A 14131-nucleotide genomic window follows, 5' to 3' on the forward strand; every position below is an offset into this window, starting at 1 on the left:
CTCAGGCCTGCGCCCAGTCGCGCGCGCGCTCGACCGCACGCGCCCATTGCGCGCGCGCCGCGGCGCGGCGTTCCGCCGGCCACTGCGGCTCGAAGCGGCGATCGAGCTGCCAATGCGCCTCGATCTCGGCCGTGTCCGACCACAGCCCGCAGCCGAGCGCGGCGAGGCAGGCCGCGCCGAAGGCGGTGGTCTCCAGCAGGCGCGGGCGCAGAACGGGCACGCCGAGCAGATCGGCCTGCATCTGCATCAGCAGATCGTTGGCCGCCGCGCCGCCATCGACGCGCAGTTCGCGCAGCGATGGCGCGCCGTCGCGCGCCATCGCCTCGACCAGATCCACGGTCTGCAGCGCGATTGCCTCCAGCGCGGCGCGCGCAATATGGGCGGCGCTGCTGCCACGGCTCAGGCCGAGCAGCGTACCGCGCGCGCGCGCATCCCAGTACGGCGCGCCCAGGCCGGTGAAGGCCGGCACCAGGACCACGCCGCCGCTGTCTGGCACGGTGGCGGCCAGCGCCTCGACCTCGGCCGATCGCCGCACCAGGCCGAGCCCGTCGCGCAGCCACTGGATGATCGCACCGCCCATGAACACGCTGCCCTCGAGGGCGTAGCACGCCCGCTGGCCGGCGGTGCCGACGCCCGACCAGGCCACGGTGGTGAGCAGCCGGTTTCGCGACGCGAGCGCCTGCTCGCCGGTGTTCATGAGCAGGAAGCAGCCCGTGCCGTAGGTGTTCTTGGCCATGCCGGGCACCAGGCAGGCCTGGCCGAAGGTCGCCGCCTGCTGGTCGCCACCGATTCCGGCGATCGGAATCGCCGCGCCAAACAGGCCGGCATCGGTCTCGCCGCATACGCCGCTGCTGGCAACCACCTGCGGCAGCAGCGCACGCGGAATGCGGAAGCGCTCGAGCAGTTGCGCGTCCCAGTCGAGATCGTGGATGTTGAACAACAGCGTGCGTGCGGCGTTGCCAGGGTCGGTGACGTGCAGACGGCCGCCGCTCAGGTGCCAGACCAGCCAGCTGTCGACGGTGCCGAAGGCGAGTTCGCCGCGGTCGGCACGCGCCCGTGCGCCGGGCAGGTGGTCGAGCAGCCAGGCGAGCTTGGTGGCCGAGAAATAGGGGTCCAGTTCGAGGCCGGTGCGCGCACGCAGGTCCTCGGCCCAGCCCTGCTCACGCAGGCGATCACATTCGGTGGCGGTGCGGCGGTCCTGCCACACGATGGCCGGCGCCAGCGCGCGGCCGCTGGCGCGCTCCCACAGCACGGTGGTCTCGCGCTGGTTCGCAACCCCGATCGCCGCCACCTCGCCGGCGCGGATGCCGGCATTGGCGAGGGCCTCGCGCGCGCAGTCGAACTGCGTGCGCACGATGTCCTGGGCGTCGTGCTCGACGCGGTCCGGCGCCGGAAAATGCTGGGCGAACTCGGCCTGCGCGAGCCCGCAAACGCGGCCGCCGGCATCGAACACGATCGCCCGCGAACTGGTCGTGCCCTGGTCAAGGGCGAGCAGGTAAGCCATCTTGCCTCCACAGCCATGCGTCATCGCGCGCGGTGTCGACAGCCTACCCCCGCTCGCCCCGGCGCGGCCACCCCGGGAAAGCCACGATGTGGTTCAATGCGGCTCCTCTCGCTGCAATGCAACAACTGCCATGCCCGCCTTCTGGATGATCGTCTCCTGCTTCCTGTTCGCCTGCATGGGGGTGTGCGTGAAGCTCGGCTCGGCCGACTTCTCGACCGGCGAGATCGTCTTCTACCGCGGCGCGGTGAGCATGCTGATGATGGTCGGGCTCGCCGCGCTGCAGCGCCGACCGCTGACCACGCCGCACTGGCGCATGCACGTGTCGCGCAGCCTGTCGGGCTCGCTCGCGCTGTGCTGCTACTTCTTCGCCATCGGCCTGCTGCCGCTGGCCACCGCAGTGACGCTCAACTACACCTCGCCGATCTTCGTTGCCCTGCTGCTGGCCGCGTTCTTCGGCGAGCGCCTGCGCTGGCCAGTATTGCTGGCCGTGGTCGTGGGCTTTGCTGGCGTGGTCGTGCTGCTGCGCCCCACCCTGCAACCCGATCAATGGGCGGGGGCGGTCGCCGGCCTGGGCTCGGGCGCGATCGCCAGCCTGGCCTACATCAGCGTGCGCGAGCTCGGCCGCGTCGGCGAGCCCGAAGTGCGGACGGTGTTCTGGTTCTCGCTCACCACCTCGCTGATCGGTTTCGCCTGGGCACTGGCGAGCGGGATCCACCGCCCCGCTGGCCTGCAGTGGCTGACCCTGCTCGGCGTGGGCCTGTTCGGCGGTCTCGCCCAGCTTGCGATGACGCGCTCGTATCGCTATGGCCGTACGGTGGTGTCGGCCAACCTGAGCTACGCCACGGTGATCTTCGCCAGCCTGTTCGGCATGCTGCTGTGGGACGAGATCATGCCGCCCTCGTCCTGGCTGGCCATCGGCCTGATCGTGTCCGGCGCCATCCTGGTCTCGCTCGCCACCCGCAAGCGGGCCTGAGACGCCAGGGCCGCGGGCGAACGCCGCATGCGCAATTGAGCGCGCGCCGGCTCGGGACTATAGTTGAGCCATCCCCGAGCCAAGCCATGGAGGCTGCCATGATCAACACCGAGCACACGGACAAGATGGTTGCAGTTGCCGTCTTCGGCGAATTCACCCTTGCCGACTACAAGGAGTTCGAGGAGGTCGTCAATTACAAGATCCAGTTCGCGGGGGCGGTCGACCTGTTGTTCGACCTGCGCGAGATGGCCGGCTTCACGCTCGATGTGGCCTGGGAAGAGATCAAGTTCTCGCGCCAGCACGCGCACGATTTCCGCCGCATTGCCGTGCTGACCGAGGACCAGTGGCTGACCTGGAGCGCCTGGATCTCGCAGCTCTTCGTCGATGCCGAGGTCCGCGTGTTCGACGACGAAACCGAAGCGCGCGCCTGGCTCGGTGCCGACGCCGCCGCCGAGACAGCCCCGTGAACGCGTCCTTCTCGACGCTGATCGGTGCGCTCGAGCTTGCCCAGCATGTGCGGGACCCGGACTGGATCGTCTTTGATTGTCGCTTCGACCTGAGCAACCCCGACTTCGGTCGCGAGGCCTGGTTGAGCGCGCACCTGCCTGGCGCCTTCTTCCTCGACCTCGACATCGACCTGTCGAGCGCCAGGACGGGGCGCAATGGCCGCCACCCGCTCCCCGACCCCGCCCGCCTGGCGGCGCGGCTGGCCGACTGCGGTGTCGGCAACCACAGCCAGGTGGTCGCCTATGACGACGCCGGCGGGATGTTCGCCGCGCGTCTGTGGTGGTTGATGCGCTGGCTCGGTCATCATCGCGTGGCCGTCCTCGATGGCGGCCTGCAGGCCTGGGTGAGCGCCGGCCAGGCGCTCGATGGCGACATTCCCGAGGCACGGCGCGCGACCTACACCCTCGCCCTGCGCGCCGACCGCGTCGATGCGGATTACGTGCTCGAGCATCTGGGGCAGCCGGACATGGTGTTGATCGACGCCCGCAGCCCGGATCGCTTTCGCGGCGAGAACGAGGTCCTCGATCCGGTCGGTGGCCACATCCCGGGTGCGATCAACCGCTTCTTCCGCGACAACCTCGACGCCCGCGGCTGCTTCAAGCAGGCCTCGGTGCTGCGCGAGGAATTCGCCGCCCTGCTGGGGGCCCACTCGCCGCGACAGGTTGTGCATCAATGCGGCTCAGGGGTGACGGCCTGCGTCAACGCGCTGGCGATGGAGGCGGCGGGGCTTCCCGGCTCGCGCCTGTATGCAGGCTCGTGGAGCGAGTGGTGCGCCGATCCGACCCGACCGCTCGCGCGCGGCGCAGCATAGGCCGGCGCGCTGCGCTACCAGTCGACCTTTTCCACCGTCCCGAGCGAACGCCCGAGAAAGCGCTCGCCGATGGTCTGGAAGCGCAGCGGCACGTCACTGACCACGAAGCGGTAATCGGCCGCCGACCCCGCGCCCCGCGCCAGACCCGACTGCTGCAGGCGCTCGGCGGCGAACTCCGCGGTCGTCACGGCCGAATCGATGAGGCGCACGCGCGGCCCCGCCACGTCACGCAGCAGCGGCTTCAGTAGCGGGTAGTGGGTACAGCCGAGCACCAGGCTGTCGACCTCTTCGGCCAGCACCGGACGCAGGTATTCCTGCGCGGTCAGGCGCGTGACCTCGTGCTCGAGCCAGCCCTCCTCCACCAAGGGCACGAACAAGGGACAGGCCTGCGAATACACGCGCACCGAGGGGTCGAGCTCATGCATGCGGCGTGCATAGGCATTGCTGTTGATGGTCGTCGGCGTGCCGATCACCCCGATGCGCCGCCCCGTCGAGCTCGCCACCGCGGCGCGCGCGCCGGCCTCGATCACGTCCAGCACCGGAATGCTGCCCGCCAGCCGGTGCACGACCGCGGCGGCGACCGCCGCCATGGTGTTGCAGGCGATGATCAGCATCTTCACGTCGCGTTGCAGCAGGAAGTCGGTGATCTGGGCGGTGAAGTGCTCGATGGTGGCGACCGATTTGACGCCATAGGGCACGCGCGCGGTATCGCCAAAGTAGACGATGCTCTCGAGCGGCAGGCGCTCCATCAGCGCGCGCACCACGGTGAGCCCACCGACGCCGGAATCGAACACACCGATCGGGCGCGAGACTGCAGCGGCGCTCATCTCACCACTCCGCAGCGGAAGCGACAAGGGATCAAAGCAGCTCCACCGAGGCGAACTTGCGCTTGCCCACCTGCAGCACGACGGTCTCGCCGGCGCCCAATACGAGGCCCTTGTCCTCGGCACGTTCGCCGTTGATGCGTACCCCACCCTGTTCGATCATCCGCATCGCCTCGGAGGTGGTGCCGGTGAGCCCCGCCTGCTTGAGCACCTGGAACAGCGGCAAGCCGTCGGCGCCGACGTTCACCCTGACCTGTGGAATGTCGTCGGGGATCGCGTTGCGCTGGAAACGGGCCTCGAAGTCGGCCAGCGCCTCCTCCGCCGCACGCTGGCCATGGAAGCGAGCGACGAACTCCTGCGCCAGCATGACCTTGACGTCGCGCGGATTGCGCCCGCCCTCGACGTCGGCGCGCAGCTGCGCAATCTCGGTCGTGGAGCGGAAGGACAGCAGCTCGTAGTAGCGCCACATCAGGCTGTCCGACACCGACATCGTCTTGCCGAAGATCTCCCTGGCCGGCTCGGCAATGCCGATGTAGTTGCCGAGCGACTTCGACATCTTGTTCACGCCATCCAGGCCCTCGAGCAGCGGCACCATGACCACGCATTGAGGCTCCTGGCCGTAGTGCTTCTGCAGCTCGCGGCCCATCAGCAGGTTGAAGCGCTGGTCGGTGCCGCCGAGTTCGACGTCGGCCTTCATCGCCACCGAGTCGTAGCCCTGGCACAGCGGGTAAAGGAATTCGTGGATCGAGATCGGCTGGTTGTTGCCGTAGCGCCGCGCAAAGTCGTCGCGCTCGAGCATGCGCGCCACGGTCTGTTGCGACGCCAGGCGGATCATGCCAGCCGCACCGAGACCTTCCATCCAGCTCGAGTTGAAACAGATCTCGGTCCTGTCGGGGTCGAGGATCTTGAACACCTGGTCCTGGTAGGTCCTCGCGTTCTCCATGATCTGCTCGCGCGACAGCGGCGGGCGGGTGGCATTTTTGCCGCTCGGGTCGCCAATCATGCCGGTGAAGTCGCCGATCAGGAACTGGATCTGGTGTCCGAGCTCCTGGAAGTGCCGCATCTTGTTGATCAGCACGGTGTGGCCGAGATGCAGATCGGGCGCGGTGGGGTCGAACCCGGCCTTCACGCGCAGGGGGCGGCCACGCTTCAGCTTCTCGACCAGCTCGGCCTCGATCAGCAGTGCATCGGTGCCACGCTTGATCAGGTCGATCGCCGCCTGAACTTCAGTCATTCAATTTCTCCAAAAATACCTTCCCGAGGAGGGCCATTACTTTGCTAAACTCCGCAAAATTTTTTTCCTATCCGCACGCGCGCAGAGCTCATGAAGGCCAGAAAGACCCGAATTCTAGCCGATATGCCGGCCCAACTCCTCTCCCGTCCCCGTACCTGGTTGCTCGCCGGCGTCACCGGCGTATCGCTGATGGGGGTCATGGCGGCCACCGCGGTGGCACCCGACAGCGATACCGCAGACATCCTCTTCCACCGCGTCGTCGAGACCCTGCCGGCCCCGCTTGCCATCGCCGAGCCAGCCGACGAACTCCCCTTCGTGCACAGCGAGCGCATCCAGGCGGGCGATACGCTGCAGGGCATCTTCGCGCGGCTGAACATCGACGACGAAGAGGCGCTCGCCCACCTCGCGGGATCCGAAGAGGGCAAGAAGGCCGTCCGCCAGTTGCGCGCCGGCCGCTCGGTGACCGCCATCGTCAACCCCGACGGACGTGTCCTGTCCTTCAGCGTCCCGCTTGGCAACACGGGCAGTCGGATCGTGCTGGAACGCGGAGACGGCGGCCTGGCGCTGCGCGAGTCGAACGGCGAGGCGCAGGTGGCGATGATCGAGATGCGCTCGGGCACGATCACGCACTCCCTGTTCGGTGCAACCGATGCCGCGGGCCTGCCCGACAACGTCGCCACGCAGCTGGCGACGATCTTCGGCACCTGGATCGACTTTCATACCGACCTGCGCAGGGGCGACCGCTTCAACGTCGTCTATGAAGCCATCTATGAGGAAGGCAACCCGGTGCGCGCCGGGCGCATCCTCGCCGCCGAATTCATCAACAATGGCGAGCGCCACGCGGTGGTGCTCTACCGTGGTCCGAGCGGCAAGGAGCAGTACTACAGCGACGACGGGCGCAGCCTGCAGCAGGGTTTCCTGCGCTCGCCGCTCGAGTTCTCGCGCGTGAGCTCGAACTTCGGCCGCCGCCTGCACCCGATCCACGGCAGCTGGCGCAAGCACAACGGCACGGATTTCGCCGCCCCGACCGGCACGCCGGTCAAGGCAACCTCGGACGCGACCGTCGAGTTCGTCGGCACCCAGCGCGGCTTCGGCAACCTCATCGTGCTCAAGCACCGCAACAACATCACCACCCACTACGCCCACCTCAACGGTTTCGCCAAGGGGCTGAGCAAGGGCCAGGCCATCAGCCAGGGCGACCTGATCGGCTACGTGGGCTGCACCGGCTGGTGCACCGGTCCGCATCTGCACTACGAGGTGCACATCGACAAGGTGGCGCAGGACCCCATGACCGTCGCCCTGCCAATGGCGGACACCCTCGGCCCGCGCGAGCTGGTCGCCTTCAATCGTGACACCGCCCACCTGCGCAACCGCTTCGCCCTGCTCAACTACGAGCTCGCCAGCGCGCGCTGAGTCGGAGGCACTTGCCCGCTGTCAGCACGGGACAGACGTGGAAACGACAACGGGGCGCCTAGAGGCGCCCCGTTGTCGTTCAGCAGGACTGCGCGGCAGGATCAGGCGGAGAACGACGACCCACAGCCACAGGTGCTGGTCGCATTCGGGTTACGAATGACGAACTGCGAGCCTTCGAGGCCTTCGGTGTAGTCGATTTCGGCACCGACCAGATACTGGTAGCTCATCGGATCGACCAGTAACAACACGCCGTTCTTCTCATAGGTCGTGTCGTCCTCGTTCACTTCCTCATCGAAAGTGAAGCCGTACTGGAAACCCGAGCAACCACCGCCCGACACGAAGACGCGCAGCTTGAGCTCGGGATTGCCTTCCTCCTCGATCAGTTCGCGAACCTTGTTCGCAGCACTGTCGGTGAAGACCAGGATTTCGGGGGTTTCGACTTCTGCGCTCATGTTTACTCCTCTGTGGGGGGGGCGTGCGGGGAATGATGCGCTCTTCGCCGCTTGGCCGTGAGATTCGGATCGTGATCCGTTCACCGAGTTCCCGTCAAGGGCTGACGGGAACGATGTCGAGTCCAGCCTCCTCGTCGAAGCCGAACATGATGTTGAGGTTCTGCACCGCCTGCCCGGCGGCACCCTTGACCAGGTTATCGATCACCGACAACACCACCACCGTGTCACCGCCCTGCGGACGGTGGACCGCGATGCGGCACATGTTCGAGGCACGCACCGAGCGCGTCTCGGGGTGACTGCCCGCCGGCATCACATCCACGAAGGCTTCCTCGGCATAGCGCGTCTCATACAACGCCTGCAGGTCGGGCACGGCGACACCCGGCTTGAGGCGACCATAGAGCGTGGCATGAATGCCACGGATCATCGGCGTCAGGTGGGGTACGAAGGTCAGCCCCACCGGATGACCGGCCGCAAGCGACAGGCCCTGGCGGATCTCAGGCAGATGGCGATGCCCTGGCACGCCATAGGCCTTGAAGCTGTCGGCCGCCTCCGGCAGCAAGGTGTGCACCTCCGCCTTGCGACCTGCCCCGGACACGCCGGACTTGGCGTCGGCGATGAGGTGGGCGGTATCGACCAGGCCCGCCTCGATCAGGGGCAGAAAACCCAGCTGCACAGCCGTCGGGTAGCAGCCCGGGTTGGCCAGTACGCGCGCCTTGCGGATGTGCTCGCGATTGACCTCGGGCAGACCGTACACCGCCTCGGCCACGAGTTCGGGCGCGGCATGCTCCATCGCGTACCACTTCTGCCATTCGGCCACATCGCGGATGCGGAAATCGGCGGCGAGGTCGATCACGCGCACCCCGGCGGCAACGAGTTCGGCCGCCTGCTTCATGGCGATACCGTTGGGCGTGGCGAAGAAGACGGCGTCGCACTTCTCGAGCGCCGCATCCTGCGGCGTCACGAACTTGAGGCTCACCCGCCGTCGCAGGCTGGGGAACATCTCCGCCACCGCGATCCCGGCCTCGCCACGCGAGGTGATTGCCGTCAGCTCGACCCCGGGGTGACGCGCCAGCAGACGCAGCAACTCGACCCCGGTGTATCCCGTGCCGCCTACAACTCCAACCTTGATCATGCTTGCTCCTCGCAACGAAAGACCTCAGGCCGCAATTATCGCACCGACGACCCCCGCACGCGGTGAACGTAGCGTGAAAGCCGGTGCGTGCTCGATCGGCCCCGCATCGCCAAGCTCACGCAGGGGCGAGGGATCCGCACATCGCACATCATGTGCCGCAGCAAGCACAAAAGCCGCCCCAAGGGGCGGCTCCTGCGGATACGACCGGCTGTTGCTGCAGGCAATCAGCGCTTGGAGAACTGCTTCGCGCGACGCGCCTTGCGCAGACCGACCTTCTTGCGCTCGACCTCGCGCGCATCACGCGTCACGAAGCCGGCCGCACGCAGCTCACCCTTGAGCTCGGCGTTGTAATCGACCAGCGCACGGGTGATGCCGTGACGCACGGCACCCGCCTGGCCGGACTCGCCACCGCCGGTGACGTTCACCATGATGTCGAACTTGCCTTCGTTGCCGGTGAGCACGAGCGGCTGACGCACGATCATGCGGCCGGTTTCACGCGAGAAGAACTCGTCGACCGGCTTGCCATTGACGACGATGTTGCCCGTGCCTGCCTTGATGAACACGCGGGCGACCGCGGTCTTGCGGCGACCGGTACCGTAGTTGTAAGTCACAGCCATTTATCGGCTCCTTCAGATCTCGAGAAGTTGCGGCTGCTGAGCGGTGTGCGGATGCGCGGCGCCCGCGTAGCACTTCAGCTTCTTCAGCATGGCGTAGCCCAGCGGGCCCTTCGGCAGCATGCCCTTCACCGCCTTCTCGAGCACGCGCTCGGGGAAGCGCTGCTGGAGCTTGGTGAAGTTGGTTTCGTAGATACCGCCCGGGTAGCCCGAGTGGCGGTAGTACTTCTTGTCCTGCGCCTTGTTACCGGTCACGCGCAGCTTGTCGACATTGACGACGACAATGTAGTCACCGGTATCGACGTGCGGGGTGTAGATGGCCTTGTGCTTGCCACGCAGGCGGCGGGCAATTTCGGCGGCAAGACGGCCAAGCACCTTGTCCGTGCCGTCGACAACGAACCAGTCGCGCTTGACCTCGTGCGGCTTGGCAGAAAACGTCTTCATGTGAATCCTCGATCTTTGTCGGGCCGATGGAGTTGGCCGTCGAACGGAAAGCTCGCAACTCTAATGCGAACAGGGCGCGCGTGTCAATCTCGGATTGACGATCCTGCACGCGCGCAACAAGCAAAAAAAACGCAGTCCGCGAGGACTGCGTTAAATCCACACCAAAGGAGGAGGGTGGAGGAGACACCATTTGGATCGGCGCGTTGTCTGTGTTGCCGCGTCAGCGATCCGACTGAGGCGAATTATGCCGATAGCCCTTGGGCACCGCAAGCTCTTTTTGTGCATCGCACGACAAATGTTTTGATTCCACTATAAATTGTGATTATGACCGACAAACATCTTGTTTTAAATCAATTTTTCCCTTCACCATGGCCTCGTCCGGCGCACCTGCAGAGTCCCCCAACCATGAAATTGACATTTATTTTGTGCACTGCATGAATACGGTGCCGTACTGAAACTGGTGCCGGCCCTGCTCCTGCGCCCGACCCGAACGCAAGTCCCTGACGGCACAGGGGAAGCAGCTGACATCCCACCGGGGGGGCGCACCCATGCGGCGCTGCGGTAGAATCGGCGCCCCCGCGGACCGAAACACCAACAGGACGGGCAACTGGCCCAAGGAGCACGCTGAAGATGGAATGCACGATCAAATGGCTCGACGGCATGAGCTTCATCGCCGAGACCGGAACAGGGCATATCGTTGCGATGGATGGCGCCCCCGAGGCCGGCGGTCGCAACCTCGCGCCGCGACCGATGGAACTGATGCTCGCCGGTGCGGGTGGCTGCACCGCCTTCGACGTCGTGCTCATACTCAAGCGCGGCCGACAGGACGTTCGCGGCTGCAGCGTGCGGCTCGAAGCGGAACGCGCCGACACCGACCCCAAGGTCTTCACCCACATCCGCTTCATCTACACGGTCACCGGGCACAAGCTCAAGCGTGAAACCGTCGAACGCGCCATCCATCTGTCAGCCGAAAAATACTGCTCGGCCTCGATCATGCTGGCCAAGACCGCACAGATCAGCCACGAGCTCGAACTCGTCGAGGTCGACTGAAGCAGCTGCAGGCATGGCGGCCGTGGCCCATGCGCGGCCGCCGCGCGCGGATTCAGACCCGGTAGGTCAGGGTCGTCATGGCCTTCGCCGCCAGCCTCATCAGCCCCCTGGCCGGCGCCGGCAGCCGATGGGCGCCCAGGCGCATGGCCGTGTCGGCGTGCTCGGCCTCGTCCAGCTTCATCTGCTCGACGATCGCGCGCGAGCGCTGGTCAGTCGCAGGCAAGGCGTCGAGGTGACCTTTCAGGTGTTGCTCGACCTGGCGTTCGGTCTCGGCCAGAAAGCCCAGATTCCAGCGGTCACCGAAACGCCCGGCAAGCAGCCCGATCCCGAGCGCGCCCCCGTACCACAGCGGATTGAGCAGGCTCTTGCGCCCGCCAAGCTCGGCGATGCGACGCTCGGTCCAGGCCAGATGCTCGGTCTCCTCCTGCGAGGCCTGGCGCAGGGTGTCGCGGATCGCAGGATCGCGCGACATCATCGACTGCCCCTGGTACAGCGCCTGTGCGCAGATCTCACCGACGTGGTTCACCCGCATCAGCGCCGCCGCGTGGCGCCGCTCGGCCTCGCTCAGCTCGGCATCCGGGATATCCTCGCCCGGCACCGGACGCACGCTGCGTGCCGGGGCGAAGACAGTGCGCAGCGCCTTGTCGAACTCGATGATGGCTTGATCAAGCATTATCGGACTCCATACGGTTGGGCCTGGTCGCGGCGCTGCTGCAACAGGCGCAGCGCGTGCTCGCGGTTGCGCGGCGCGGCGGGACCGTCACAGAAGTACTCCCAGGCGAGGGCCGCCCGCGGCCGGTTGTAGGTGTTGTCGACGATCGGCTGCCAGACGCTGTTGCGCGCGGCCACCCATTCGCCGTCGGCACGGCCGCTCGCGTACAGCCGCCGCTCGCCGGTGGCACAGCGAATGCCCTCGAAGCTGACGTTTTCGGCACCACCCGGCGTCCTCACCACGAGGGTGAAGCGCACCACGCCGTCGGCGCCCACGCTGACGCTGCCCTCGTCGACGAAGAACTGGTTGGGGGTGGTCGCACTCACGTAGAAGGCGCGCAGCCTGGCCGCGTCCATCGGCGGCGGCATGAGCACCTCGTCTTCTTCCCAGTTGGGATCGACATCGGTCAGGAAGCCCGCGGATACGGCCCCTGAAAAGGACGCGAGGGCCAACAGGCCCCCGCGAAAGATACGACTGAGAGTCGGATTCAAACGCGCAAATCTCCACAAAGCGAAAGCCGGACCACCTCTGGCACCGGATCGACCACCGCGGCATAAGCCGCGTGATCAATCCCCGCCGACAGCGCAGCGCCGCCCTTCAAGGCGGCGGCGGCTTCGGCACCCAACTCGAAGCGCAGAAAGTGTACCGAAGAAGTCTTCTCGTCATTCTCGCGCTCGAGATCCTCGTCCGCAATGGCATACACGCGATCGAAACCCGCCACCCGCACCCACACCTGGTCCTCAACGCCGATCAGCCGCGACAACCACTGGCGCCGCTCGGCTTCGTCCGGATATTCGATCAGCATGGTCGCCTTCCAGTTCAGGCCATCGGGCACGAGCGGGTTGTAGGCCTCGAGCTCGTCCAGGATGCCCGCCTCCTCGAAGGTGCGCTCGATCCGGAGCATCTCCTGAATCTGGTAGCGAATCGTCAGCTCGTCCTCGAACATCAGGGTCACGTTGGGCCCGAGCGCGAGCTTGCGGCTCTTCTTGTGCGCGATCACCCTGGCCCGGAACTCGGTGCGCTGTCGCGCATATTCCTCGAGGCTGAGCAGGCTTGCGCGTTCGATCACCATCATCGTGTCTCCTCCAATCCGTAAGCCATCCGCAGCAGGGTCAGCGGATGGGCCTTTTCTGCGTCCAGTTGCGTGCCGCCGTCACGAATCCCCTGCTGAATGTGGCGGCCGGCGATCGGGCAGTCGGAACTGATGAAATCCGGCGCTGCCTGCACCACCTGGCGGAACACCGGCTTGCCGATCTTCATCGACTGCTCGAAGTACTCCTCCTTGACCCCCCAGGTGCCATCGTGGCCCGCACAGCGCTCGATCGTCGTGACCTCGGTATCTGGCACCAGCTGCAGGGTCTCGCGCGTCTTCTGACCGACGTTCTGCACCCGCCCATGACAGGGAATGTGGTAGGCCACCTTGCCCAGCGAGCGCTTGAAGTCGGTCTTCAGCAGGCCGTCCTTGTGGCGCAGCACGAAGTACTCGAAGGGGTCGAACATCGCCTCGGCAACCGCGGCGACGTCACCGTCGTCGGGATAGAGCAAGGGCAGTTCCTGCTTGAACATCAGGGCACACGAAGGCACGGGCGCGAGGATCGCATAGCCCTCACGCGCCAGCTTCGCCAGTGCGGGAATGTTGCGCTGCTTCAGGCGATCGACCCCCTCGAGATCGCCGAGCTCCAGCTTGGGCATGCCGCAGCACGCCTCCTGCGGCGCGAGCACCGAAGGGACCTCGTTGTGCGTCAGCACGGCCACCAGGTCGTGACCGATGCCGGGTTCGTTGTAGTTGATGTAGCAGGTGGAGAAGATCGCGACCTTGCCCGGCGTACGCTCGCCGTCACGCACCGGCCAGCTGCTCGTCGGCCTCGCCTTGCCGCGGAACTTGGCCGGCGCATAGGGCGGCAGTTCGCGTCGCTTGTCCACCCCGAGCACCGACTGCAGCACCCCGCGCGCGGCTGCATTGCGGTTTGCGGCATTGACCGTCTGCGCCACCACCGGAATCGCCGCCAGCTTGCCGAGGACGTCGGTGCTGGTGAGCAGCTTGTCGCGAAACTTCACCTCGCCCTTGCGAAACTTCACCGCCTTCGCGCGCAGCATCAGGTGCGGAAAGTCGAGGTCCCACTCGTGCGGCGGCACGTAGGGGCACTTGGTCATGAAGCAGATGTCGCACAGGTAACACTGGTCGACCACTTTCCAGTAGTCCTTCTTCGCCACCCCGTCGACTTCCATCGTGCTGCTCTCATCGACGAGGTCGAACAGGGTGGGGAAGGAATTGCACAGATTCACGCAGCGCCGACAGCCGTGACAGATGTCGAACACGCGCTCCATCTCGGCGAGGACCTTGTCCTCGTCATAGTAAGCCGCGTCGCGCCAGGCGATCGGGTGTCGCTTGGGTGCCTCGAGGCTGCCTTCCCGCTTGCTCATGGCCAGTCTCCCCCGCCCGGGCGTACCGGGCCGTCTT

Annotated in this window: 16 protein-coding genes; 5 read left to right on the forward strand and 11 right to left on the reverse strand. The window is 66.3% G+C overall.

Going from position 1 to position 14131, the window contains the following annotated elements; genetic code table 11:
- Position 1: 1 nt before the first annotated feature.
- Positions 2-1504 carry a glycerol kinase GlpK gene (gene glpK, locus PLC66_RS06805; protein WP_324538696.1) on the reverse strand — a complete coding sequence of 501 codons (1503 nt, stop codon included), beginning with the start codon at positions 1502-1504 and terminating at the stop codon, positions 2-4.
- Between the two features lie 130 nt (positions 1505-1634).
- On the opposite strand from glpK, the gene PLC66_RS06810 reads away from it, so the two are divergent.
- The 3 genes from PLC66_RS06810 (at position 1635) to PLC66_RS06820 (ending at position 3795) form a co-directional block, all read left to right on the forward strand.
- Complete coding sequence (locus PLC66_RS06810) at positions 1635-2477, forward strand: DMT family transporter (protein ID WP_324538698.1); 843 nt, start codon at positions 1635-1637, stop codon at positions 2475-2477.
- 98 nt (positions 2478-2575) lie between these two features.
- Positions 2576-2944, forward strand: coding sequence for a SpoIIAA family protein (locus PLC66_RS06815; RefSeq protein ID WP_324538699.1), 369 nt, complete (start codon positions 2576-2578; stop codon positions 2942-2944).
- Positions 2941-3795, forward strand: a complete 855-nt coding sequence (locus tag PLC66_RS06820) for a sulfurtransferase (protein ID WP_324538701.1) — start codon at positions 2941-2943, stop codon at positions 3793-3795. Before PLC66_RS06815 ends, PLC66_RS06820 begins: the two co-directional genes overlap by 4 nt.
- A 14-nt stretch (positions 3796-3809) precedes the next feature.
- On the opposite strand, the gene murI is transcribed toward PLC66_RS06820, so the two are convergent.
- Together murI and tyrS are read right to left on the reverse strand one after the other, a co-directional pair.
- On the reverse strand, positions 3810-4622 hold the full coding sequence (murI, locus tag PLC66_RS06825; protein ID WP_324538703.1) for a glutamate racemase: 813 nt from the start codon (positions 4620-4622) through the stop codon (positions 3810-3812).
- Between the two features lie 31 nt (positions 4623-4653).
- Complete coding sequence (tyrS, locus tag PLC66_RS06830; protein WP_324538705.1) at positions 4654-5853, reverse strand: tyrosine--tRNA ligase; 1200 nt, start codon at positions 5851-5853, stop codon at positions 4654-4656.
- 123 nt (positions 5854-5976) lie between these two features.
- Between tyrS and PLC66_RS06835 the strand changes: the two genes are divergently transcribed.
- A complete protein-coding gene (locus PLC66_RS06835) occupies positions 5977-7266 on the forward strand; it encodes a peptidoglycan DD-metalloendopeptidase family protein (RefSeq protein ID WP_503012183.1) in 1290 nt (429 codons plus the stop codon).
- A 101-nt stretch (positions 7267-7367) separates the two neighbouring features.
- Here the strand turns inward: PLC66_RS06835 and erpA are convergent, their stop codons facing one another.
- From erpA to rplM, 4 genes are all read right to left on the reverse strand, one after another.
- Complete coding sequence (gene erpA, locus PLC66_RS06840) at positions 7368-7718, reverse strand: iron-sulfur cluster insertion protein ErpA (RefSeq protein WP_324538709.1); 351 nt, start codon at positions 7716-7718, stop codon at positions 7368-7370.
- Positions 7719-7812: 94 nt separating this feature from the next.
- On the reverse strand, positions 7813-8850 hold the full coding sequence (gene argC, locus PLC66_RS06845; protein ID WP_324538711.1) for an N-acetyl-gamma-glutamyl-phosphate reductase: 1038 nt from the start codon (positions 8848-8850) through the stop codon (positions 7813-7815).
- Between the two features lie 224 nt (positions 8851-9074).
- Complete coding sequence (rpsI, locus tag PLC66_RS06850; protein WP_324538714.1) at positions 9075-9467, reverse strand: 30S ribosomal protein S9; 393 nt, start codon at positions 9465-9467, stop codon at positions 9075-9077.
- 12 nt (positions 9468-9479) lie between these two features.
- Positions 9480-9908, reverse strand: a complete 429-nt coding sequence (rplM, locus tag PLC66_RS06855; RefSeq protein ID WP_324538716.1) for a 50S ribosomal protein L13 — start codon at positions 9906-9908, stop codon at positions 9480-9482.
- A 630-nt stretch (positions 9909-10538) separates the two neighbouring features.
- Here rplM and PLC66_RS06860 point away from each other — a divergent pair.
- Complete coding sequence (locus PLC66_RS06860) at positions 10539-10958, forward strand: OsmC family protein (RefSeq protein ID WP_324538718.1); 420 nt, start codon at positions 10539-10541, stop codon at positions 10956-10958.
- Positions 10959-11010: 52 nt separating this feature from the next.
- Here the strand turns inward: PLC66_RS06860 and coq7 are convergent, their stop codons facing one another.
- From coq7 to PLC66_RS06880, 4 genes are read right to left on the reverse strand one after another with little or no spacing between them, the layout of a single operon-like run.
- A complete protein-coding gene (coq7, locus tag PLC66_RS06865; protein ID WP_324538720.1) occupies positions 11011-11631 on the reverse strand; it encodes a 2-polyprenyl-3-methyl-6-methoxy-1,4-benzoquinone monooxygenase in 621 nt (206 codons plus the stop codon).
- Complete coding sequence (locus PLC66_RS06870) at positions 11631-12161, reverse strand: CNP1-like family protein (protein WP_324538722.1); 531 nt, start codon at positions 12159-12161, stop codon at positions 11631-11633. The genes coq7 and PLC66_RS06870 overlap by 1 nt, the downstream gene beginning before the upstream one ends.
- The gene (locus tag PLC66_RS06875) at positions 12158-12745 is read right to left on the reverse strand and encodes a DUF3501 family protein (RefSeq protein ID WP_324538724.1); all 588 of its coding nucleotides are present in this window, start codon (positions 12743-12745) and stop codon (positions 12158-12160) included. The genes PLC66_RS06870 and PLC66_RS06875 overlap by 4 nt, the downstream gene beginning before the upstream one ends.
- The gene (locus PLC66_RS06880) at positions 12742-14094 is read right to left on the reverse strand and encodes a (Fe-S)-binding protein (RefSeq protein WP_324538726.1); all 1353 of its coding nucleotides are present in this window, start codon (positions 14092-14094) and stop codon (positions 12742-12744) included. The genes PLC66_RS06875 and PLC66_RS06880 overlap by 4 nt, the downstream gene beginning before the upstream one ends.
- Positions 14095-14131 lie beyond the last annotated feature (37 nt).

The organism is Thauera sp. (assembly GCF_035444905.1).
Classification (GTDB): domain Bacteria; phylum Pseudomonadota; class Gammaproteobacteria; order Burkholderiales; family Rhodocyclaceae; genus Thauera.

What these genes read in the sequence shown, in the direction of transcription:
- glpK (WP_324538696.1), bottom strand. Translation starts at nt 1,504, where the DNA reads ATGGCTTACCTGCTCGCCCTTGACCAGGGCACGACCAGTTCGCGGGCG.
- PLC66_RS06810 (WP_324538698.1), top strand. Translation starts at nt 1,635, where the DNA reads ATGCCCGCCTTCTGGATGATCGTCTCCTGCTTCCTGTTCGCCTGCATG.
- PLC66_RS06815 (WP_324538699.1), top strand. Translation starts at nt 2,576, where the DNA reads ATGATCAACACCGAGCACACGGACAAGATGGTTGCAGTTGCCGTCTTC.
- murI (WP_324538703.1), bottom strand. Translation starts at nt 4,622, where the DNA reads ATGAGCGCCGCTGCAGTCTCGCGCCCGATCGGTGTGTTCGATTCCGGC.
- tyrS (WP_324538705.1), bottom strand. Translation starts at nt 5,853, where the DNA reads ATGACTGAAGTTCAGGCGGCGATCGACCTGATCAAGCGTGGCACCGAT.
- PLC66_RS06835 (WP_503012183.1), top strand. Translation starts at nt 5,977, where the DNA reads ATGCCGGCCCAACTCCTCTCCCGTCCCCGTACCTGGTTGCTCGCCGGC.
- erpA (WP_324538709.1), bottom strand. Translation starts at nt 7,718, where the DNA reads ATGAGCGCAGAAGTCGAAACCCCCGAAATCCTGGTCTTCACCGACAGT.
- argC (WP_324538711.1), bottom strand. Translation starts at nt 8,850, where the DNA reads ATGATCAAGGTTGGAGTTGTAGGCGGCACGGGATACACCGGGGTCGAG.
- rpsI (WP_324538714.1), bottom strand. Translation starts at nt 9,467, where the DNA reads ATGGCTGTGACTTACAACTACGGTACCGGTCGCCGCAAGACCGCGGTC.
- rplM (WP_324538716.1), bottom strand. Translation starts at nt 9,908, where the DNA reads ATGAAGACGTTTTCTGCCAAGCCGCACGAGGTCAAGCGCGACTGGTTC.
- PLC66_RS06860 (WP_324538718.1), top strand. Translation starts at nt 10,539, where the DNA reads ATGGAATGCACGATCAAATGGCTCGACGGCATGAGCTTCATCGCCGAG.
- coq7 (WP_324538720.1), bottom strand. Translation starts at nt 11,631, where the DNA reads ATGCTTGATCAAGCCATCATCGAGTTCGACAAGGCGCTGCGCACTGTC.
- PLC66_RS06875 (WP_324538724.1), bottom strand. Translation starts at nt 12,745, where the DNA reads ATGATGGTGATCGAACGCGCAAGCCTGCTCAGCCTCGAGGAATATGCG.
- PLC66_RS06880 (WP_324538726.1), bottom strand. Translation starts at nt 14,094, where the DNA reads ATGAGCAAGCGGGAAGGCAGCCTCGAGGCACCCAAGCGACACCCGATC.